The sequence below is a fragment of the Photobacterium rosenbergii genome (assembly GCF_003026455.1).
GTDB classification, from domain to species: domain Bacteria; phylum Pseudomonadota; class Gammaproteobacteria; order Enterobacterales; family Vibrionaceae; genus Photobacterium; species Photobacterium rosenbergii.
The window spans coordinates 24,204-45,835 of the sequence record NZ_PYMB01000002.1; the positions used below are offsets into that span (position 1 = coordinate 24,204).

The 21,632-nt window shown below is 48.4% G+C and carries 16 protein-coding genes; 10 read left to right on the forward strand and 6 right to left on the reverse strand.

Annotated features, from left to right (window positions below; translation table 11 throughout):
- The first annotated feature begins 429 nt into the window (after positions 1–429).
- Both C9J01_RS07140 and C9J01_RS07145 read left to right on the forward strand, forming a co-directional pair.
- Positions 430–1,017: an acetate uptake transporter gene (locus tag C9J01_RS07140; protein ID WP_039457464.1), complete on the forward strand. Its 588-nt coding sequence runs from the start codon at positions 430–432 to the stop codon at positions 1,015–1,017.
- A gap of 125 nt (positions 1,018–1,142) precedes the next feature.
- A complete protein-coding gene (locus C9J01_RS07145; RefSeq protein ID WP_107297934.1) occupies positions 1,143–2,111 on the forward strand; it encodes an ADP-ribosylglycohydrolase family protein in 969 nt (322 codons plus the stop codon).
- Positions 2,112–2,181: 70 nt separating this feature from the next.
- Here C9J01_RS07145 and C9J01_RS07150 read toward each other — a convergent pair whose 3' ends face one another.
- The 4 genes from C9J01_RS07150 to pabB all read right to left on the reverse strand — a co-directional run bounded on the left by C9J01_RS07150 (position 2,182) and on the right by pabB (position 7,423).
- Positions 2,182–3,543, reverse strand: coding sequence for an L-serine ammonia-lyase (locus C9J01_RS07150; protein ID WP_107297469.1), 1,362 nt, complete (start codon positions 3,541–3,543; stop codon positions 2,182–2,184).
- Positions 3,544–3,776: 233 nt separating this feature from the next.
- The gene (locus tag C9J01_RS07155) at positions 3,777–5,030 is read right to left on the reverse strand and encodes an aromatic amino acid transport family protein (protein ID WP_107297470.1); all 1,254 of its coding nucleotides are present in this window, start codon (positions 5,028–5,030) and stop codon (positions 3,777–3,779) included.
- 181 nt (positions 5,031–5,211) lie between these two features.
- The gene (locus C9J01_RS07160; RefSeq protein ID WP_107297471.1) at positions 5,212–5,820 is read right to left on the reverse strand and encodes a CoA pyrophosphatase; all 609 of its coding nucleotides are present in this window, start codon (positions 5,818–5,820) and stop codon (positions 5,212–5,214) included.
- Between the two features lie 199 nt (positions 5,821–6,019).
- A complete protein-coding gene (gene pabB, locus C9J01_RS07165) occupies positions 6,020–7,423 on the reverse strand; it encodes an aminodeoxychorismate synthase component I (RefSeq protein ID WP_107297472.1) in 1,404 nt (467 codons plus the stop codon).
- 265 nt (positions 7,424–7,688) lie between these two features.
- On the opposite strand from pabB, the gene C9J01_RS07170 reads away from it, so the two are divergent.
- The 4 genes from C9J01_RS07170 to C9J01_RS07185 all read left to right on the forward strand — a co-directional run bounded on the left by C9J01_RS07170 (position 7,689) and on the right by C9J01_RS07185 (position 14,840).
- Positions 7,689–9,197 carry a fumarate hydratase gene (locus C9J01_RS07170; RefSeq protein WP_107297935.1) on the forward strand — a complete coding sequence of 503 codons (1,509 nt, stop codon included), beginning with the start codon at positions 7,689–7,691 and terminating at the stop codon, positions 9,195–9,197.
- A 414-nt stretch (positions 9,198–9,611) separates the two neighbouring features.
- Positions 9,612–10,652, forward strand: a complete 1,041-nt coding sequence (locus C9J01_RS07175) for an efflux RND transporter periplasmic adaptor subunit (RefSeq protein WP_107297473.1) — start codon at positions 9,612–9,614, stop codon at positions 10,650–10,652.
- Position 10,653: 1 nt separating this feature from the next.
- Entirely contained in the window at positions 10,654–11,739 is a 1,086-nt protein-coding gene (locus C9J01_RS07180; protein WP_107297474.1) for an efflux RND transporter periplasmic adaptor subunit, read from the forward strand.
- Between the two features lie 2 nt (positions 11,740–11,741).
- Positions 11,742–14,840 carry an efflux RND transporter permease subunit gene (locus tag C9J01_RS07185; RefSeq protein ID WP_107297475.1) on the forward strand — a complete coding sequence of 1,033 codons (3,099 nt, stop codon included), beginning with the start codon at positions 11,742–11,744 and terminating at the stop codon, positions 14,838–14,840.
- 73 nt (positions 14,841–14,913) lie between these two features.
- On the opposite strand, the gene pyrC is transcribed toward C9J01_RS07185, so the two are convergent.
- Complete coding sequence (gene pyrC, locus C9J01_RS07190; RefSeq protein WP_107297476.1) at positions 14,914–15,945, reverse strand: dihydroorotase; 1,032 nt, start codon at positions 15,943–15,945, stop codon at positions 14,914–14,916.
- A 219-nt stretch (positions 15,946–16,164) separates the two neighbouring features.
- Positions 16,165–18,168 (reverse strand): methyl-accepting chemotaxis protein, encoded by a 2,004-nt coding sequence (locus C9J01_RS07195; RefSeq protein WP_170114886.1) that lies wholly within the window; start codon positions 18,166–18,168, stop codon positions 16,165–16,167.
- A gap of 441 nt (positions 18,169–18,609) precedes the next feature.
- On the opposite strand from C9J01_RS07195, the gene hinT reads away from it, so the two are divergent.
- The 4 genes from hinT (at position 18,610) to lpoB (ending at position 21,609) form a co-directional block, all read left to right on the forward strand.
- Positions 18,610–18,960, forward strand: a complete 351-nt coding sequence (gene hinT, locus C9J01_RS07200; RefSeq protein ID WP_107297478.1) for a purine nucleoside phosphoramidase — start codon at positions 18,610–18,612, stop codon at positions 18,958–18,960.
- Between the two features lie 233 nt (positions 18,961–19,193).
- On the forward strand, positions 19,194–20,579 hold the full coding sequence (locus C9J01_RS07205) for a COG3014 family protein (protein ID WP_107297936.1): 1,386 nt from the start codon (positions 19,194–19,196) through the stop codon (positions 20,577–20,579).
- Positions 20,579–20,965 carry a YcfL family putative periplasmic lipoprotein gene (locus C9J01_RS07210; RefSeq protein WP_107297479.1) on the forward strand — a complete coding sequence of 129 codons (387 nt, stop codon included), beginning with the start codon at positions 20,579–20,581 and terminating at the stop codon, positions 20,963–20,965. The genes C9J01_RS07205 and C9J01_RS07210 overlap by 1 nt, the downstream gene beginning before the upstream one ends.
- A gap of 50 nt (positions 20,966–21,015) precedes the next feature.
- The gene (gene lpoB / locus C9J01_RS07215; protein ID WP_107297480.1) at positions 21,016–21,609 is read left to right on the forward strand and encodes a penicillin-binding protein activator LpoB; all 594 of its coding nucleotides are present in this window, start codon (positions 21,016–21,018) and stop codon (positions 21,607–21,609) included.
- The last annotated feature ends 23 nt before the right edge of the window (positions 21,610–21,632 follow it).

Here is a 21,632-nt window from a genome sequence, read left to right on the forward strand (position 1 = left end):
TTCGTATCATGAGTAATTATTGAGCAGTTATAAAAAAGCAGCAGTGATGCTGCTTTTTTTGTGCCTGTAATCTTATGAATTGAGGTAACCGGTGGTTGTGAGTGAGAAAAATCTGGTTTATGACAGATTATGACAAGCAGGTGGTTTTGATTTGATTTTAATTTGCTGATTTTTAATAATTTTCCTCTTTTGGGTGAAAAATTCAAATGCCTGTCAATTACATTTACTAACACTTAGTTGTATTTGAATATTAAAAATGACTTTACATAAAAGTAGAAAATTCCAATTTTTTTTGAGTTTGGTTAAGTTTCGCACGGGTTTTGGCTTGATTTGCCTGTCAGCGTCCTTTAGAATTCGCCGCGCATTGATTGATGCACCCAAATTTTAATCTTTATCATTTTTGTTGAATTACTCCTATTTGAGGAAAACATGTCTACGAAACTAGCTAACCCAGCACCACTAGGTCTTATGGGCTTTGGTATGACTACCATCCTTCTGAACATCCACAATGCGGGCTTTTTCCCTATTGATTCGATGATCCTAGCTATGGGTATTTTTTACGGTGGCTTGAGCCAAGTTATCGTAGGCATGATGTGCTTCAAGCGTGGTGACACGTTCGGTACTACTGCATTTACTTCTTACGGTCTATTCTGGCTGACACTGGTTGGCCTAATCGTAATGCCTTACATGGGTCTACCTGCTAGCCCTGCAAGTTTCATGGGTTGGTACCTACTGCTATGGGGTATCTTCACTGGCTTCATGTTCATTGGTTCACTGTGCTACCCACGTGCTAAGCAGTTCGTTTTCGGTTCACTGACTGTACTGTTCTTCCTACTGGCTGCGCGTGATTTCACTGGCAGCACCCTGATCGGTACTATCGCTGGTTTCGAAGGGATCATCTGTGGTGCAAGTGCTATCTACTTCGCAATGGCACAAGTACTGAACAACGAGTACGGTCGCACTATCTTGCCTGTAGGCGAGCTAAAGAAAGACAAAGCGCTAAAAGCCGCTGCTTAATTAACGCGTATCGCTGATTGTTAGAACCCGCCTTTATGGCGGGTTTTTTTATTCTTGTTCAGCCAGTTCACGGGAATGGGTATAAGCTTATTGCATTGCGTGTAGCTGATGATAAGGATAAGAAAATGGCACAACGTTATGCTGCCCTGATGGGGGCGCTGGTGGCTGATGCTGCCAGCATGGGCACCCACTGGATCTATTCTCCGGAGCGTATCCGGACCCTCCAATCTCTTCCGCATTTTCCTTTTATCGAGCCGGATGCCCACCACTATGAAGGGGTAGAGGGTTACTATGCCCACGACAAACTCACGGCAGGGGAGCTGACAATCTATGGAGAATGGCTAGCCCTCTATATCAGGTTACTGAGCGAGCCTGAGGTCGAGACCCACCGCGTGCAACAGGAAATCTTGGACTACTTTGGGCCCGGCGGCGAGTTTATCGGTTATGTTGATACCCCGACGAAAGCGCTGTTGTTGTCATTGTTCTCTTTACCGCCTGAAGATTGGCCGGAAGACTCCGGTAGCGATGATGATCAAAACCCGGCATTGTGCGCCGTGCCTGCTCTGGTCGCGTTGAAGATGCCATCAGAGAAGTTAGAAAATGAAATAGACCGTATTGTTGGTGTTACCCATCAAAATGAACAGGCACTGGCTTGTGCCAAGGCCTTTGCCAGCGCCCTCAATGAGGCATTGCGCTCCCGGCGGATGGAGCCTGTGCTCAATGTGCTGAAGGTCAAATGCCCCGAGCCGATCATGGAGAAAATTGAGCAGGCGAGAGGGCTCAGTGGTGATGTGAATGATCTCTCCCACGTACTTTCGATAGCCAATAGTGCCTGTCATTTAGCCGATAGCTTGCCAATGGCGGCTTGGATACTGCAGAACAGTTCAAGTTATACCGAGGCGATCCTCAACAACATTGCAGTAGGCGGAGACAGTTGTGGCAGGGGGATTCTAGTTGGAGCGATTGCGGGTGCTTGTTACGGCTTCGGGGATACGCAGGGGATTCCGATTTCGTGGGTGACAACATTGCAATGCGGTGAGGCGCTGGCAGAAGATATTGAGCAGTTGCTGCACAATGCAGGCGGTGCATTCTAAGTCGGGTGCCCTATCCGACAAACAAAAAAAGCTACCCGGGAGGGTAGCTTTTTCATAGTCAAAGCAGCAATTAGCAAATAACTTTAATTGCTAGGCCACCTTGTGAAGTTTCACGGTATTTCGCGTTCATGTCTTTACCGGTTTCAAGCATCGTTTCGATAACTTTGTCCAGAGAAACACGAGGCTCAGAAGAGCGGCGAAGTGCCATACGTGAAGCGTTGATCGCTTTAACTGCTGCGATACCGTTACGCTCGATACATGGAACCTGTACCTGACCTGCTACTGGGTCACAAGTTAGACCTAGATTGTGTTCCATCGCGATTTCAGCTGCCATACATACTTGCTCAGGGCTACCACCCATAAGCTCAGCAAGGCCTGCTGCTGCCATAGAACATGCCACACCAACTTCACCCTGACAGCCAACTTCAGCACCAGAGATTGACGCGTTACGCTTGTAAAGGCCGCCGATTGCGCCAGAAGCAGCAAAGTAACGAGTGTATTCTTTCGGGCCAACTGGCTGGATGAACTTGTCGTAGTAAGCCAATACCGCTGGAATGATACCGCAAGCACCATTAGTTGGTGCGGTAACCACACGGCCACCGGCTGCGTTTTCTTCGTTAACAGCGAAAGCGTACATGTTAACCCAGTCAACAACAGTCATTGGGTCGTTGCTTAGCTTTTCAGTTGTCATCAGCTGCTGGCGAAGCGCTGCTGCACGGCGTGGAACACGCAGTGGACCAGGCAAGATACCTTCTTCGCTCATACCGCGCTCCATACATTCACGCATGGTGCGCCAGATGTTAGCGAAGTAAGTGCTGATTTCATCTTCGGCGTTCATCGCACGCTCGTTGGCCATTACCATTGAGCTGATTGACAAGCCATTTTCCTTACACTGGTTTACTAGCTCTTCTGCCGTAGTAAACATGTAAGGTACTTTTACTGATGATTCACTTGATTTGCCGAAGTTCTCTTCATCAACGATGAAACCACCACCAATAGAGTAGTAAGTCTTGGTGTAAGCGAGTTCTTCACCAATAAAGGCGTTGATGGTCATGCCATTTTCGTGAAGAGGAAGGTTAGTGGTATGGAAGTTCATACCGCCTTCACGAGGGAAATCAACAGTGTGGCAGTGCATGCCAACTGGTAGGCGCTCTGTTTCTTCAACGCGTGCGATAAAGCCTGGGATGCTGTCGATGTCAACATGCTCAGGGCTGTTACCCGCTAGACCCATAATAATTGCGATATCAGTGTGGTGACCTTTACCGGTTAGAGAAAGTGAACCATAAACATCCACGGTAATTTTAGTCACGTCACGAAGCTTGCCCATGGCACGCAGGTCATCGATGAACTCTTTACCTGCTTTCATTGGGCCGACAGTGTGCGAACTGGAAGGACCCACACCGATTTTATAGATATCAAAAACACTGATCATTGCTAATACCTCAGTCAGGGTAACTGTCTAGTTACCGTGAGACTGTATAGTTTTTATCATTCTCGCCCCTTCCTTGGCGAGATAATCAAAACAAAAGAGCAGGGGCAAACGCGTCCTGCTCTTTAGTAGCTCTATTTTACGTAATTTGAGTCAGAAGACTATGCGTTGTAGCACATTTTCTTACAAATACGCTTAGCGCTGGTGAATTATCACTAAGTTGGTGATAACTCGCCTTATAGTGCACCGTAGATTACAGAAGTAATCGCTGCAATACCACATAGCGCTGTGAAAATCTGAGCAGGAGCAGAAGTTTTGTACTTAGCCATTGCTGGTACTTTCTGCATTGCAAAGATTGGCATTAGGAACAGGATAGCGGCAATCATTGGCGCGCCCATTGTTTCAATCATGCCCAGGATGCTTGGGTTTACTACTGCAACAATCCAAGTTGTTACTACGATGAAGCCTAGAGAGATTTTCTCGATCTTGCTCTTTGGCATATCAGAGCGAGACTTAACTAGACCAACTAGACCTTCGTGAGCACCTAGGAAGTGGCCGAAGTAGCTAGAAGTAATCGCCGCGAATGCAACCATAGGACCCATTAGAGAAATCATTGGAGATTCGTGGATGTTTGCTAGGTAAGACAGTACAGAGATGTTCTGTGCTTGTGCATCAGCTAACTGCTCTGGAGATAGAGAAAGTACTACAGAGAATACGAAGAACATTACAAAGCCCATCAGCATCATTGCTGCGCCACCTGTGATCATGTCAGTTTTCTGTACTGCATTTTCACCGTATACACGACGCTGTTCTTTAGAGAACTGAGAGATGATTGGGCTGTGGTTGAATGAGAACACGATGATTGGAATCGCTAGCCAGATGATAGAAGGCATTGAACCCCAGTCTGGGCTAACAGACATCATTGACGCGTTCCAGTCAGGAATCAGGTATACAGAGAGAGCTAGTAGAACGAATACTAGAGGGTAAACCATGGCTGAAGTGGCTTTCAGCATCAGTTCTTTACCGAATACAACACCAGCTGTCATCGCCATGATTAGGCCGCCAGATAGGATCCAGCGTGGAAGAGATTCCATGCCTAGCTGGTTAACCATGAAAGAGTCAACAGTATTGGTAATACCTACACCGTAGATAAGAACGATTGGGTAGATGGCGAAAAAGTAAGCAAAAGTGATGATGTTTGCGCCAGCTTTACCGAAGTGTTCTTCAACAGTATCAGTAATATCTGCGTCTGGGTTTTTAGCAGAAAGAACGAAACGAGCAAGGCTCTTGTGAGCAAACCAAGTCATTGGAAGAGCAAGCAGGGCAAGGATAACAAGAGGCCAGAAACCGCCAGCACCCGCTTTGATTGGCAGGAACAATACGCCCGCGCCAACAGCAGTACCGAATAGAGATAGTGCCCATGTTACGTCTTTATACGTCCATCCTGCTTTTGCAGCGCTAGTCGCTACGGTGCTTGTAGATGTTTGCATGATTATATATCCAAAGTTAATTACGGAACGGAAATTAGGAACGGAGCGCATTTTCGTTATTTATTGCAGGAAAACCTTGATCGAGATCTCGTTCTGTAACGGGGCGAAATTGCAATACAATTTAGTGTGATCTTGATCACACTGGGTGGCGGAGTAAAATTAGGGAAATTATCGTGTCAGATTAGTTTTGCTCATGCCAGAGCTGATCTGATAGTACTTTGAGCATCTGGGCAGTGGCACCCCAGATTGAATACTTGCTGAATGGAACTGAATAAATATTGTGTATTTTTCCATCAAGCGTAACTTTCTGTGTCCTGATATTCATCGGGTTTAATACGTGTTCGATAGGGGCCTCGAACAATTCATCAACTTCGTTTGGATCCAGTTCTGGCCTGTAATTAGGTGAGATAACTGATAAGTACGGTGTGACGATATAACCACTGATGGTCGGTAAGCTAGGCAGCTGTCCAATAATGCTATCACGGTTGCATAAAATACCAGTCTCCTCATGGGTCTCACGCAGAGCAGTATCAATCAAATCAAGATCTTGTGGCTCATAGCGGCCGCCAGGAAAAGAAACTTGGCCTGGATGGTGCTTTAAGTGGTCAGCTCGGCGGGTGAAAATCATACTGAAAGAGCTGTGACGCGGTACAAGGGGGATGAGTACGGCAGCAGGTTTTAAGCGATAGTCTTCGCTGATGTGTTGGCGAACACGTCGGGTATGGCTTTTATCGTAGCTAGCTTGCGGGGCTAGCATAAAGCGGGTGATGATCTGTTGCTGGCAATTCATAAACCTTCCGTGGTGTTACTGTTACGGCATACTTTTAACTATAGATGTTGAAACAGCAACTTAGCGAATTCATTTTTATCTAAGCCGTTTCATCGCTGCGGATCCTTGCAGCGTTAGTTTGATAAGATTATCGATAATTGAAGGCCAAGCCAATAAAAATATTGGCTTGGCCTTTACCTACTTGCAATAAAACATTTGGCTAGTTTTCAAGTACCGGGAGGATCCTGCTCAGTTTATCGAGGGTCTCCTGATACTCGCTGTCTGCCTGGCTATCGGCCACAATACCACCGCCTGCCCAGACATGAAGCTTCTGATCGTTAGCAACCAAGGTGCGGATAGTGATACTGGTGTCCATTTGCCCGCAGCGGCTGATGTAGCCGATACTGCCGCAATAGGCACTGCGGCGGTTCGGTTCCAGCTCTTCGATAATTTCCATTGCCCTGATCTTCGGGGCACCGGTAATAGAACCTCCTGGGAAGCAGGCTCGAAGTAGGTCGGCTGGCGTATATTGTTCATCTAATTCGCCAGTGACGGTACTAACAAGGTGGTGAACCGCCGGGAAGCTTTCTACATCAAACAATAGCGGCACCTTTACCGAGCCCGGCTTGGCTACCCGGCCAATATCATTGCGCAGCAGGTCGACGATCATCAAGTTCTCTGAACGATCCTTCTCTGTTGAACGCAGGTCATCAGCTAAGGCTTTGTCGCGCTCAGGATCGTTATCCCGTGGACGGGTACCTTTGATGGGTTTGGTTTCGATATAGCCTTCACGGTGCTGGAGGAACCTTTCTGGTGAAACGGAGAGGATCGCGCTGTCGCTGGTTCGCAGGAAGCCAGAGAATGGCGCCCCGTTACGTTCTTCCAACAAACGGTATGCCTGCCACTCATCACCTTGATAGTTGGCAGAAAAACGCTGCGTCAAATTGATTTGGTAGCAGTCACCTGATAGCAAATACTGCTGGATTCGATCGAATTTGTTGCAATATTCGTCTTTATCCATGTTGGCTTGCCATGGTGATGTTAACGCAAAAGCAGCAGGGTGTTGCGAACTCGTAGCAGCAGCGCTTTGCTCTGTGGCACTGCGGCTCTGTTGCAGCCACGTTTTACGGCCACTGCCTTCAGGTGACACCAAATAAAGCTGCTTAGTTTGATGGTCAGCAATTAATGCCCAGTCATAAATGCCAACGGCCATGTCTGCGGTCGCAATATCATGCTTGGCTGTGCTGGCGATTTTTTCGACCCTACGGCCAAGGTCATAGCTGAACAACCCGACAGCACCGCCGATAAAAGGCACATCTATCAAAGGGCTTGTCGAAGGAACCAACTGTTCTTGCAGCGACTGGATCAGAGCGAATGGGTCATCACTGCTCGTCTTTTCATCACCATTTGAAAATTTAATATGCGTTGTTTCACCATATGTCTCTAAAGTGGCTAAAGGATCAGCAACTAAAATGTCGAAGCGATTATCTGGGTGATCCGAAGCCGCCGAGCGTAATATCATAGCCCAAGGCTGGCCCGCAAACGATTCAAACCACGTTAGCGAGGCGTCTTTGTGGTAGTCGAGTTGTTCGATACTCAGTTCTGGATGTGATTTACAAATCATTTTCTTTTTTGTGACAGGTGTACGTTTGCCGCATGGCGCGAATTTATCCGCAAGAGTATCATAAACACAGAATTTAATCCGACGCCCAAGGACGTCCTGAGAGCATTATTTTTAGCTGGTAGCACTGAAATAGGCTTGATGGAGAAATGCCATGAGGATCATGGCCGCGTGGTTGCATTTTTCTACTGAGAATGTGAATCACACCCTACACTGGAAGCATAAAAATCGGGCGCCAGGGAATGATAAAAAATCAACGAGGGCAGATATGACCGTCATCCGTAAACAAGATGTAATTAGTAGTGTGGCCGATGCGCTGCAGTACATTTCTTACTACCATCCGCTCGACTTTGTTCAGGCTTTGGAAAAAGCTTACGACAAAGAGCAGAGCCAGGCTGCAAAAGACGCAATTGCTCAGATCCTGATCAACTCGCGTATGTCAGCTGAAGGTCGCCGCCCAATCTGTCAGGATACCGGCATCGTGACCTGCTTCGTCAAAATTGGCATGAATGTACAGTGGGATAGTGATCTGACTGTACAGGAAATGATTGACGAAGGTGTCCGCCAGGCTTATACCAACCCGGATAACCCGCTACGAGCCTCTGTCGTAGCAGACCCTGCCGGTAGCCGTAAAAATACCAAGGACAACGCCCCTGCAGTTGTCCATATTGATATGGTACCTGGCGATAAAGTTGAAATTCAGGTTGCGGCCAAAGGCGGCGGCTCTGAGAACAAGACTAAAATGGTCATGCTTAACCCGTCTGATGATGTCGCAGAATGGGTTGAAAAAACCGTACCTTTGATGGGCGCGGGTTGGTGTCCACCGGGTATGCTGGGTATTGGTATCGGTGGTACTGCTGAGAAAGCGGCGGTATTGGCGAAAGAATCCCTGATGGAATCTATTGATATCCATGAGCTGCAGGAACGCGGTGCACAAAACGCCGAAGAAGAGCTGCGCCTCGATATCTACAACCGTGTAAACAAACTGGGTATTGGTGCACAGGGCCTTGGCGGCCTGACAACTGTGCTTGATGTGAAAATCAAAACGGCCCCGACACATGCAGCTTCCAAGCCTGTTTGTATGATCCCTAACTGTGCGGCAACCCGTCACGTGCACTTTACCCTAGATGGCACAGGCCCAGCTGATCTTCAGCCACCAAAACTGGAAGATTGGCCGGAAGTGACTTGGGAAGTGGGTGACAATGTCCGCCGAGTCAACTTGGATGAAGTGACCAAAGAAGACGTTCAGCAATGGCGCTCTGGTGAAACCGTCCTGCTATCAGGCAAAATTCTGACGGGTCGTGATGCGGCGCACAAGCGTATCCAGGACATGCTGGCAAAAGGCGAAGACTTCCCGGTTGATTTCAAAAACCGCTTTATCTACTACGTTGGCCCTGTTGACGCAGTAGGTGATGAAGTAGTGGGCCCTGCAGGTCCAACAACCTCAACCCGTATGGATAAGTTCACCGACATGATGCTTGAGCAGGCTGGCCTGACCGGTATGATCGGTAAAGCTGAACGCGGCCCTGCAGCGATTGAGTCAATCAAGCAACACAAAGCCGTATACCTAATGGCGGTTGGCGGTGCTGCATACCTTGTAGCAAAAGCTATCAAACAAGCACGTGTCGTCGCGTTTGAAGACTTGGGTATGGAAGCTATCTACGAGTTTGAAGTGGAAGATATGCCTGTTACTGTTGCGGTGGATGCCGAAGGTGTCAACGCTCACCAGACTGGCCCGGATACTTGGAAAGTGAAAATCGCTGAGCTTGAAGGCTAATAGATAGCCTTAACAGGCTCACAAGCGGGTAATTATCAATGTGAAAGGAGCCGTCAGGCTCCTTTTTTATTGCCTGTTGATTGGGTTAGGTATCAGACCGCTTATTGAGTCATATAAAAATAGCTAAATTCACATCAAAAATTCACTCAATCTTACAGATTGAGATTTCTTCATCTGATTATTACTGACTTCTCCTGATTTCCTGCTGTGTCCTATCGTTGTGTCTTAGCTGCTTTGCTAACGTCAGTGCCTTTCTTAATAACCTGTTTTTTGTTGTTTTTCTGCGCTTTGTTTAATTATTGTAGCGACATGTGGACTATAGTATTAACAAGCATTTTGGTGTCATGAGGTATTGCCCTGTGCGATAGGCGCCATAAATAAATACAACAATAATGAAGAATTACAGAGGATCTTATGGGACGCTTGATGTGGGCCCCGGCCTTGTTAGCATTATTGGTACAAGGATGCGGGGATAAAGAAGTCGTCATTCCTGAACCAGACTCCCGGCCAGTGAAACTTGTAGCCGTATCGGTTGGCGACAATGAAACTTTCCGAACCTTTCCTGCGGTTGTTGAGGCCGGCGATAAAGCGGTGTTGGCTTTCCGGGTATCTGGGCAGTTAGACAAGGTACACAGTAATCCGGGAGACATCGTTAAACGTGGCCAGGTACTGGCTCATTTGAATACTGATGAGCTGAGCCTCTTGTTGGAGCAAGCCAAGGCTGACTATGAATTGGCCTACGTTCAATACAAGCGTGACAAAGAGCTGCTGAAAACCAATGTCGTTTCTGAGTTGGATTTCGACCGCTCGGAAGCTGAACTTAACCAAGCCAAGGCCGATCTCGACAAGGCTCAAGCCAACCTTAGTTATGCCAGTCTAGTTGCTCCCTATGATGGTACCTTGTCCTTGTCGCTGGTGGAAAACTACGAGTATATCGCTGCCAAGCAGCCGGTGATGCACATCCAGAGTGCAGGGGTCATCAATGTTACTTTCCAGTTGCCGGACCAACTTCTGGCCCGCTTCCAACATCAAGAGAACGTTGAGCGGGATCCTACCGTCACCTTCGATACCATTCCCGGGCAGACATTCTCTGCTGAATTTAAGGAAATCGATACCGAAGCAGATGAAAAGACCTCGAGCTATAAAGTGACTCTCTTTATGGAACGGCCTGAAGGCTTCAACTTGTTGCCTGGTATGGCAGGGCATGTTCGTGTTGCAATTCCCCATGTCTCAAGTGGCTCTTTACCATCTAGAGCTATTTTGACTGAGGGGGACACAACTTTTGTATGGCGAGTCGACGAGCAGGGGATCGTCAGTAAGGTTCCTGTCCAGCTTGATGAGCGACGTAGGGTCCTGAACGGATTGAACGACGGTGACTTGATTGCGACCTCTGGTGTCAATGAACTGCAGGAAGGGCAAAAAGTCCGTAAGTGGGTTAAGGAGCGGGGACTGTAGGATGAAGATGTTAACGCTAATACCTTGGGTGCTAGGCGGTACTATCCTGCTTGCGGGTTGTGAAAAAGCGACTGTAGAGCCACGCACCGTTGTTTCACCTGTTTCGGTCGCCGAGGTCAGAATGGCTGAGTCAGCACCTCAACTGACTTTTCCTGCTGTAGCCGCTGCTGCCGACAAATCGAGCTTGTCTTTCAGGGTACAGGGAGAAATCAGCTTTATTGCTGTTCGACCTGGTGATCAGGTGAAGAAAGGGCAGCTTTTGGCTCGTCTTGACCCGACTGACTATAAATTGGAAGTTGATGATGCCCAGGCTAAGTTCAATGTGGCCGATAGCCAATATCGTCGTTCGGCGAAACTGGTCAAGCAGGGCTTCTTGCCTCAGTCACAATTTGATGAGTTAAAGGCGGAACGCCGGATAGCTAAAGCCCGTTTGGATTACGCCAAGCTCAATTTAACTTTTACAGAACTGAAAGCCCCATTCTCAGGTGTGATTTCCCGTGTACCGGTTGAACAGTTTGAAAATGTTCAGGTAGGGCAACTGGTTATGAACCTCCACCTTGCTGATCAGGTCGATGTAATTATCCAAGCACCTGATATGATTTATTCGCAAAGCACGGCGGTAGAAGTTCAGGAATCCAAGCCTGGGGCGAAGATTTTGCTTGAGGATGGTGCGGCATACCAAGCATTTCTCAAGGAGTTTACCACTGAGCCGGATCCTGATTTGGGCTCGTTCCTCGTTACCCTAACCATGCCGATGCCTAAAGATCGCTTTATCCTCGATGGGATGGCCGTCGAGGTTAAAATTGATGCTCAGAAGCTTAAGGTTTACCGAAAAGGGGAGCCAGTTATCCCGCTCGAAGCCATTTTCAATGAAGATGGCGATGAATTGGCAATGGACAATAAATTTGTCTGGGTCGTCAATGATGACAATACAGTGAGTAAACGCAAAGTCGTCACCGATAAAGTGGTTCCGCAAGGTGTCAGGCTACTCGAAGGATTGGTGGCGGGTGAGCATATTGTTGTCGAAGGTGCGAATAGATTACGTGAAGGCCAGTCGGTCACCATAGTGGATAAGGAGGCGGGCTGATTATGAAGCAGGATATCGCGAGCTATTTTATTCGGAATAAAGTGATCAGCTGGATGCTGACATTGATCTTCTTGATTGGCGGTACCATGGCCTTTTTCGGGCTTGGGCGGTTGGAAGACCCGGCATTTACTATCAAAGATGCGATGGTGGTCACCGCTTATCCCGGTGCAACGCCGCTTCAGGTTGAAGAAGAGGTGACGTACCCGATAGAAAAAGAAATACAGCAATTGATCTATGTTGATGAGGTCAACTCGGTGTCTAGCCGTGGGCTATCCCAAATCACCGTGACCATGAAGAACAACTATGGGCCGGATGATCTCCCGCAGATTTGGGATGAAATGCGGCGTAAGGTGAACGATCTCAAGCCATCATTGCCGCCAGGGGTGCAGGAGCCGTCGGTTATCGATGATTTTGGTGATGTTTTTGGTATTTTGCTGGCGGTGACTGGCCAAGGTTATAGCTATAAGGAGCTTAGCGACTACGTTGATTACCTGCGCCGTGAAATAGAGTTGGTTGAAGGGGTCGGTAAGGTATCGGTTACTGGTACTCAGCAAGAGCAGGTTTTTATTGAAATCTCATTGCAGCGCTTAAGCAACTTAGGCATTTCACCACAAACCATTTACAGCACATTGGAGACTCAGAACCTGGTCACCAGTGCCGGGGCCGTGAGGATAGGAAGCGAATATATCCGAGTACACCCAACCGGCGAATTCCAAAGCGTTGATGAACTCGGTGATTTGATTATTACCGAGAGTGGCGCAGAAGGGCTGATCTACCTAAAAGATGTGGCAGAAATCAAGCGTGACTTTCAGGAAGTGCCAAGTAACCTGATCAGCTATAACGGCCAGCAAGCATTGCATGTCGGGATTTCCGCGATTGAAGGGGTCAACGTTGTCGATGTCGGTAAGCGTGTGGAAACTCGCTTGAGTGAACTTAAAGAGCAGCAACCAGTCGGTATTGATATAGGCGTGGTATACAGCCAGCCAACAGAGGTAGACAAATCGGTCAGCGGCTTTATCATCAGCCTAGGTCAAGCGGTAGCGATTGTTATTGTTGTCCTGTTGTTCTTTATGGGGCTGCGTTCAGGCTTGCTGATTGGTTTGATCCTCTTGCTTACAGTGTTGGGTACCTTCGTATTCATGAGCTGGCTCGCCATTGACTTGCAGCGGATTTCGCTCGGTGCTTTGGTTATTGCCTTGGGTATGTTGGTGGATAACGCGATAGTGGTGGTCGAAGGGGTGCTGATAGGCATGCAGAAGGGGAGGACCCGGATGCAAGCTGCCTCGGATATTGTAACCCAAACCAAGTGGCCGTTGCTTGGGGCCACTGTCATTGCAGTGATGGCATTTGCACCGATTGGCCTGTCGCAGGACTCGACCGGTGAGTACTGTCGTACGCTGTTTACCGTGCTGTTGGTTTCCTTGATGCTCAGCTGGTTTACCGCGATCTCCCTGACGCCTTTCTTCAGTGATATGTTCTTCAAAAGTGTTAAAACCGGCAATGCTGATCCGGATGCCGATCCTTATGCGGGCAAGATTTTCGTTTTGTACAAGGCATTCCTTGAGTTCTGTATGCGCCGCGCTTGGTTGACGGTGATTGTGCTGGTAGCAATGTTAGGAGCAAGCCTATACGGCTTTACCTTGCTTAAGCAATCTTTCTTCCCGTCATCGACCACGCCAATGTTTATGGTCGATGTCTGGTTACCAGAAGGGACGGATATCCGGGCAACCAATGCGACCTTGGAAGAGCTAGAAGGCATTGTTGCGCAGGATGAGCGGGTTGAATACATCAGCACCAGTGCTGGTAAGGGGTCACAGCGTTTTATGCTGACCTATACCCCGGAGAAGAGCTACTCCTCTTATGGAGAGTTAGTGATTAGGGTTAAGAGTTTTGAAGACGTGCTACCTGTCATGGGGATGATTGGGGGCCTTCTTGATACCAAACACCCAGAGCTTGAGTACAAGCTCAAGCAAATTATGCTAGGTCCATCATCAGGCTCAAAAATTGAAGCCCGCCTAGTCGGCCCAGACCCGACGGTTCTTCGTACGCTCGCTAAGCAGGTTGTGGATATCATGAATGCCGATCCTGGCGCGTTTAATATTCGCCATGATTGGCGTGAGCGGAACAAGGTGATAGAGCCGGTCTTTAATGAAAGTCAGGCCCGCCGTTACGGTATTACCAAGAAAGATGTCGATGACTTATTGCAGATGTCATTCTCTGGCCTAACGGTTGGGGTATACCGAGATGGCACTAATTTGATGCCGATTGTGGCCCGTTTACCTGACGAAGAGCGGGTGGATGTCAGCACCATCGAAGGGATGAAGATTTGGAGCCCGGCAACGCAAGGGTATATTCCCCTGCAACAGGTCATCAATGGCGTCAATATTATTTGGGAAGATCCGCTGATTGCTAGGAAAGACCGCAAGCGGATGCTGACGGTGATGGCCGACCCTGACCCATTGGGTGACGAAACAGCAGCGACCGTGCAGGCACGGATCCAACCTCTTATCGAAGGGCTGGATTATCCGCCGGGCTACTCGCTGGAGTGGGGCGGTGAGTACGAGTCTTCTGCCGATGCGAAAGCTTCGCTGTTCCAGACCATGCCGATGGGCTATTTGGTGATGTTCCTGATCACTATCTTCCTATTCAACAAGGTCAAGGAAGCCCTGATTGTGTGGGCCACGGTGCCACTGGCGGTTATCGGGGTAACGACCGGCTTGCTATTGCTCAATACTCCATTTGGCTTTATGGCATTGCTCGGTTTCCTCAGCTTGTCGGGCATGCTGGTGAAAAACGGTATCGTATTGCTTGATCAGATAGAGATCGAAATTGCCAGTGGTAAGGAGAAATATCAGGCTGTGGTTGATGCGGCGGTGAGTCGTGTGAGGCCGGTATGTATGGCGGCAATCACCACCGTGCTGGGTATGGTGCCGCTGCTACCCGATGTGTTCTTCAAGCCGATGGCGGTAACCATCATGTTTGGTTTGGGTTTTGCGACGGTACTGACCCTGATTGTAGTACCTGTACTATATCGCTTGTTCCACAATGTGGCACTGCCAGGCAGTAGTCCCGTGGCATCGCCGGAACCCGTACATAGCTAGTATCTCGCTGAGATAAAGCAAAGGGGCGCAATATGCGCCCCTTTATATTTGTATCGAGATACTGTGACAGGTTTTAAGCTGTTACTTTCCAGGTCATCTCTTCACCAGCACGGATTGGCACAACAACATCGTTACCGAAGGCCATAGTCTCTGGTACTGCCCAGTTTTCTTTGGTCAGGGTGATGGTATCTGCGTTGCGTGGCAAACCGTAGAAGTCTGGGCCATTGAAGCTTGCAAAAGCTTCAAGTTTGTCCAGTGCACCTGCTTGTTCGAACACTTCAGCGTAAAGCTCGATGGCTGCGTGTGCAGTGTAAGAACCAGCACAACCACAAGCAGATTCTTTGCGGCCTTGCGCGTGAGGGGCAGAGTCAGTGCCTAGGAAGAACTTAGGGCTACCGCTTGTTGCTGCTGCAACCAGTGCTGCCTGGTGAGTATTGCGCTTAAGAATAGGCAGGCAGTAGAAGTGTGGGCGGATACCGCCTACTAGCATGTGGTTACGGTTGAACATCAGGTGGTGGGCCGTGATGGTTGCCGCGACATTAGGGCCTGCGTTGTTAACAAACTCTACCGCATCTTTGGTCGTGATGTGCTCAACCACGATTTTCAGGTTTGGCATCTTCTCAACGATAGGGCCAAGTACTGTATCAAGGAACTGTTTTTCACGGTCGAAGATATCGACTTCGTGAGTCGTTACCTCACCATGGATCAGCAGCAGCATGCCTTCTTCCTGCATCGCTTCCAGCGTTGGGATCAGTTTGTCGATTGAAGTGACACCTGAATCTGAGTTGGTGGTCGCACCGGCTGGGTATAGCTTGGCGGCATAGATATGGCCAGTCGCTTTAGCTTTGCGGATTTCGTCAGGAGTGGTGTTGTCGGTGAGGTAAAGCGTCATTAGAGGAGAGAAATTGCCTTGAGGCTTTTCGGCAAGGATACGGTCACGGTAAGCAAGGGCTGCTTCAGTATCGGTTACCGGCGGGACCAAGTTTGGCATGATGATGGCTCGACCCATGTAGCGGCTGGTATCGCGAACAGTGTCATTGAGCACTTCGCCATCTCGCAAGTGCAAGTGCCAGTCATCAGGACGTGTAATCGTAATAGTCGTCATTGTTGCTTCCCTCCCAAAAAAAATCGACCGATTCTAAAACCTCAATCGGTGCTTGTAAAGCGGCATGTTCAAACTATTGAATTTATTGATGCAGATTGGAGCAAACGATTGCTTGTTTGGGCGATAAAACGGTGGTTTGCAATATTTCTATACTCCCATATGGCAAAAAAGCCAGCTATCAAAACTGGCTTTGGGGAAGGGGTGAAATCACTTTCTCGACTATAGCTTGAAGCGGTGCACCAAATCGTTTTGCTGGTGGGCAAGTTGATCGAGCTTGCTGCTGGCTTCGGCGACTTCTTCCATAGAGCGGTAGTTCGAGTCGGCAATGTGGCTGATATCTTCCAGCGAGCGGGCGATGGAACCGGTAGTGCTACGCTGCTCTTGTGCCGCTTGTGCTATTTGGGCACTCATTTGGCTGATTTCGAGGATAGTCGCCTGAATCTCTTCCATTGCGCTGTTGGCGTCTGAGGCTTGGCTAATGCTGTTATCCATTTCGCTGACGCAACTTTGCATTACTTCAACCGCTAGGCCGGAACTTGACTGCAGGCGCTGGATCATCTGTTCTATCTCGGCTGTAGAGTCCGTGGTTCGCTGGGCGAGCACCCTTACCTCATCGGCCACAACGGCAAAGCCACGGCCTTGGTCGCCGGCACGGGCAGCCTCAATGGCAGCATTCAGTGCCAGTAGGTTGGTCTGGTCGGCGATATTCCTGATCACGTCCAAGATTGAGCCGATATTGCTGCTCATTTGTTGCAAATCAGACACCGCATGGACAGATTTATCTAACCGGGTAGAGAGCTGGTGGGCAGTGTTGATGTTGCGGCTCATTACCTCGCGGCCTGTGGTTGAGGCCTTTTCAACGTCATGCACGCGTTCCATGGTGTTTTGGGCACTGTGGGAAACATCGGTAACCGACTGCTCCATTTCCGTCATGGCGGTAGCGACGGAAGCGGTTTGCTGCCGTTGCTCATGCAGACGGTTCTTCGCTTCTGTTGTCGTTGTCTGGTTCTCTTCTGCAACAGCGGTGAGGTCGCTGGAAGCTTGGCTAAGCCTGCCGAGGATTTCCTGCAGGTTATCAGCTAAGGTATTGATGTAGTTGCCAAGTTTGCTGAATTCCACAAACTGGTTAACTTGGCTACGTTTTGTCATGTCACCCTTTGCTAAGGCTTCCAGAGTAACCAAGGTGGCTTTCAACGGTTTACGAACACTTTGGGCAATGTACCAACCGATGAACAGGGCAAAAAGGGTGGTACCAACGCCGAGGATCGTAGCATTGCGATACCCTTGGCTGTAGGTGCTGTCGGCATTGTTGATTGCGGTTTGCATCTGGGTATTGGCCTGGGCACTGAAGCTACCGAGTAGATCCATGGCCTGATCTATCTCGTTGGCCAAGATGGCAATGTTGTCATAGAGGCGGTTGCGTGCCTCGATATATTGGAAGTGGGCATCCAGTACGCCGCCGGACTGGCCAATATCAATGGTGTACTGCTCAATTGACTTATCGAAAATGGGCTTTAGTTCCGGCATGATAGCCAATAGAGAGCGGTACGCGTTGTTTAGATGGCTGATATTGCGGCGGTTGCTTTTGATTGCCTCATCAATGACAGTGATGTTCTCGGTAGCGAGGGCATCGGAAGTGACAACCTCAGTTTCTTGCAGCTTGACGAAGTAATTCTTAGCAATCATTTTTACCGAGATACTTTCGTGATCATCCACATAGTCCTTCATGCGACTACTCAGGCTGCTGTGCAGTTGCTGGAAGCGCCGTGCTGATTGTTGGCGATCGGCCTGGGCTACCAGTTGGGTGCGGTAGTTGTCCATTGCTGTGCGGGCTTCCTGGAAGTAGCGGTTTTCCAGGGCTATCAAGGCCTCGAGCTGACCGCTCAAGGCTATGTTGTTTTGCGAGGCACTCACCAGTTGCTCGAAAGCGCGGAGAAATTGTTGGTGCGCCTGGCCAAAGTTTTCTTCGTAGGTATCCATCCTCTCTAGATTTTGGCTGGTGAGGAAATCTTTGTAGATTTTATCGGCAGCCAATAACCTGACGCTGACTTGGTTTGACAGTGATACCAAAGGTAAAGATTGGTTGGTGACAATTTGGAGTTGTTGATGGATCCGGTTGGTGCCATCTAGCATCATAACCAGTGTGGCAACAAAGAGTATTACCATTACGGCGATACCGGAGTACATACGTCGTATGACTGAGGTCTGTTTCGTTGTCTTCATAATATCCCTAAACAATACAAGTAAGCGACAGCAGAACTTACTTATGGCAATGTAATACGAAGTTAGAATTATGGTTTTTGTCTTCGTACAAAATGTGACGCCTCAAATTTTAGAAGCAAAAAAAGCGAACAAAATTGCGTCACTATTGACTCGCCACAACAATAAATCCTTGTTATGGCTATTGAGTATCGTGCCAAATAGTAAATGATTTGGCTTCATACATTCTTTGACCGCTGCATCAAAAAATAACTTTGTTATCCCGCAAAATAATGAACCCACTAGAGTTATAGCTCTGATAACGAGGAGCAATATTTCATAAAGAAATCACTTGGAAAGAAAAAAGACTGGAAATAAGATTAAAAACAATGTTCAATATTGCTCTTATCAACGTTGTCGAGCATACTGCAAGTGTAGATTTGATAACGATAAATGGAGCAAGACATGGCTGAAGAAACCATTTTCAGTAAGATTATTCGTAAGGAAATCCCTGCTGATATTCTTTATCAGGACGACTTGGTAACGGCTTTTCGCGACATTAATCCGCGTGCGCCAAGCCATATTTTGATCATCCCGAATAAATTGCTGCCGACCGTCAACGATGTAGAAGCAGAAGACGAGTTGATGATGGGGCGTTTGTTCACGGTTGCTCGCAAATTGGCAGAGCAAGAAGGGGTGGCTGAAGACGGTTACCGCTTGATCATGAACTGTAACCCACACGGTGGCCAAGAAGTGTACCACATTCATATGCACTTACTGGGTGGCCGTCCTCTAGGGCCAATGCTTGTGGGCTAACAAGCTCTTGGGCTAAAAAATACGGCTCGAGCTGATTGGGCCCTCTACCATGAGGGCCAATTTAATGAGTAGGGCTGTTCAATAGTGAACTTAATTCCCAAGATAAAGTCTGATGGCATGTATTTTTAGCATCATTGCTGTTGGTGCTAGGTATTCAGGTTTTGTATACCAAATAGATGGGGATGGTGTTTCTTGTTTTTATCTTTTTGGTAGTGATTAGGGTTAGCGTAAAGATGTTAAAACATGCCGTCGTAGCGGTGTTGTCTCTGGGGTTGGTCGCTTGTGCGAATTTGTCGACCCAGAGCTTATTTAGTCATTATAGTGCGGCAAACAGCAAGACCCATCAGGCAATGCAGCAGGGCTTGTACCAGCAAGCATTGGACGTATTGCCTGATGCGCCTGCTGGCGAAATTCTCGACGGGATGGAAAAAGGCCGGGTAGGCTTTGTGGCTGGTCAGTATCCACAAAGTTTTGGTGCACTGCAGTCAGCTGACAGTGCGGTCAAGGAGCAGCAGCGTCAGGCCAGCATCCAGATCTCCGAAGGGTTTAACCAAGCGGGTGCTCTGCTGACCAATGACAATATGATCACCTACCGTCCTGCCGATTATGAACTGGGCTTTTTACACTTGTACTTGGCACTTAACTACCTTCAGCAAAGTAACCTTGAAGGGGCTTTGGTCGAAGTACGCCGAGCCAACCAAGTGCAAGAAGCTGCTAAGCGGCAGCGAGAAGCGGAATTAAACAAAGCGGCGAAAGAAGCACGCCGCAAAGGAATGGATCAAAATCTCGGTGCAGTGTTGGCGCGTTACCCTGATGTGGGCAGCGAGCTGGGCAACATCCAGAACGGCTATTTGTTCTTTTTATCCGGTGTGCTGTATGAAGCTGATGGCGACCTGAACAGTGCTTATATTGACTATAAGCGGGCCTTGGCTGTCGCACCAAACAATCCATTTGTGGCCGAAACCGTGTTGCGTTTGGCAACGCGGATGAGAATGGACAACGACTTGCCTACTCTCGAAGCCCGCTACGGTAAATACCGAGCTCCTTCTGCAAATACTGGCCGGGTGATTGTCTTTGACGAGCAAGGTGTCGTGTCAGCGAGGGATGGTTGGCGCTTGCCTATCTGGTTGATGGATAGCCGGGGGGATGGGGTGATCTACAACCTTGCATTACCGTACTACCCGAACCCACCCAACAAAATGTATTCGCCCTTGCAGCTCAATGGCAAGCCGATGGTAGACAGCCAGGTTGCCAATGTTAATGGTATGGCCCGTTACAGCTTGCAAGAAGACCTGCCGGTTATTGTGCTACGACAGGCCCTACGGGTGGTAGCGAAAAACGAAGTACGTAAGACGGCAGCTAGTAAAGGTGATGATATTGGTAATGTGTTGACGAATATTTTCAATACCCTCACCGAACAACCAGATACTCGAAGCTGGCAAAGCTTGCCAGCATCAGTGGCGATTGCCCAGCAAGATGTCGCAGCAGGGCAGTATGATTTGGCTTGGAATGGCCATCAGATAGACGTAGACGTAAAAGCAGGCAGAACAACAATGGTTTGGGTGTCACGTCAGGGAAATCAACTGACCGGTTGGTCAGTGTTATTGGGGAATAACTGATGAGAATATTACTTGTATTGGGAATGATCTTGGGCTTGGCAGCTTGTTCAACGACGACGTCGGGGATCAGTATTGAGAGTAGTAACCAGAGTGTGGTGATTGGCAACCCGAATCTCGCTAACCGCCTATCTATAGAGCAAGCCAATGTCTCTGTGGTTAATGGTCTCCTGAAGGCAGGTGTCCCAGTGACCAGCCAGATTGATTCCGATCTCAACCTGCAATACCGCTTTTATTGGTACGACGCGCAGGGCCTTGAAGTGAGTGGCAGTGATAGCCCTTGGCGCCAAGTTGTGCTCCACGGCAAAGATACAATGACATTACAAGCGGTTGCCAGAAGCCCTCAGGCAACCCAATACCGGATTTATATCCGCAAAGCAGATTATTAATTTTGGGATTGGCACTGTAGCGGTGCTGTTTGACAGATAAAGGTAAGACGATGAAAAAAAGCGTAATCGCATTAATGGGTGTAGCAGCATTGATGGGCGGTTGTGCCCAGAAGGTAAGTTACGGCGATGCCCAGCAGGCAGAGACAACAACGATTGAGTTCGGCTCAACAGATTTGCAAAAGATTGCCGGAGAGATGACAGACAGCATGCTGACATCAGGCTCGGTAGCTTACATTACCGGCAATGGCCAACGTCCTATCATTATGGTCGACAGCATCAAGAACAAAACCAGTGAGCACATCGATACTGAGTCCATAACGGATTCGGTTAGCACTAAGTTGCTAAATTCAGGTAAATTCCGCTTCGTCGATATGACGCGCGTTGAAGATGTCCGCAAACAGCTGAACTTCCAAAACGACGATGAGCTGGTTAACCAGAGCACCGCAATTCAATTTGGCCAAATGGTTGGTGCCGAGTACATGCTTTACGGCAATCTGTCGAGCATCGTGAAATCAGCAGGCAGTGACAAAGATGTCTACTACAAAATGACCATGCGTTTGATGGATCTGAAAACAGGTCTTATCGAATGGGCTGATGAAACTGAAATTCGCAAGCAGGAATCAAAGAGCCTTCTAGGCTGGTAAGTGCCCTTAAAGCAAGCAACTAA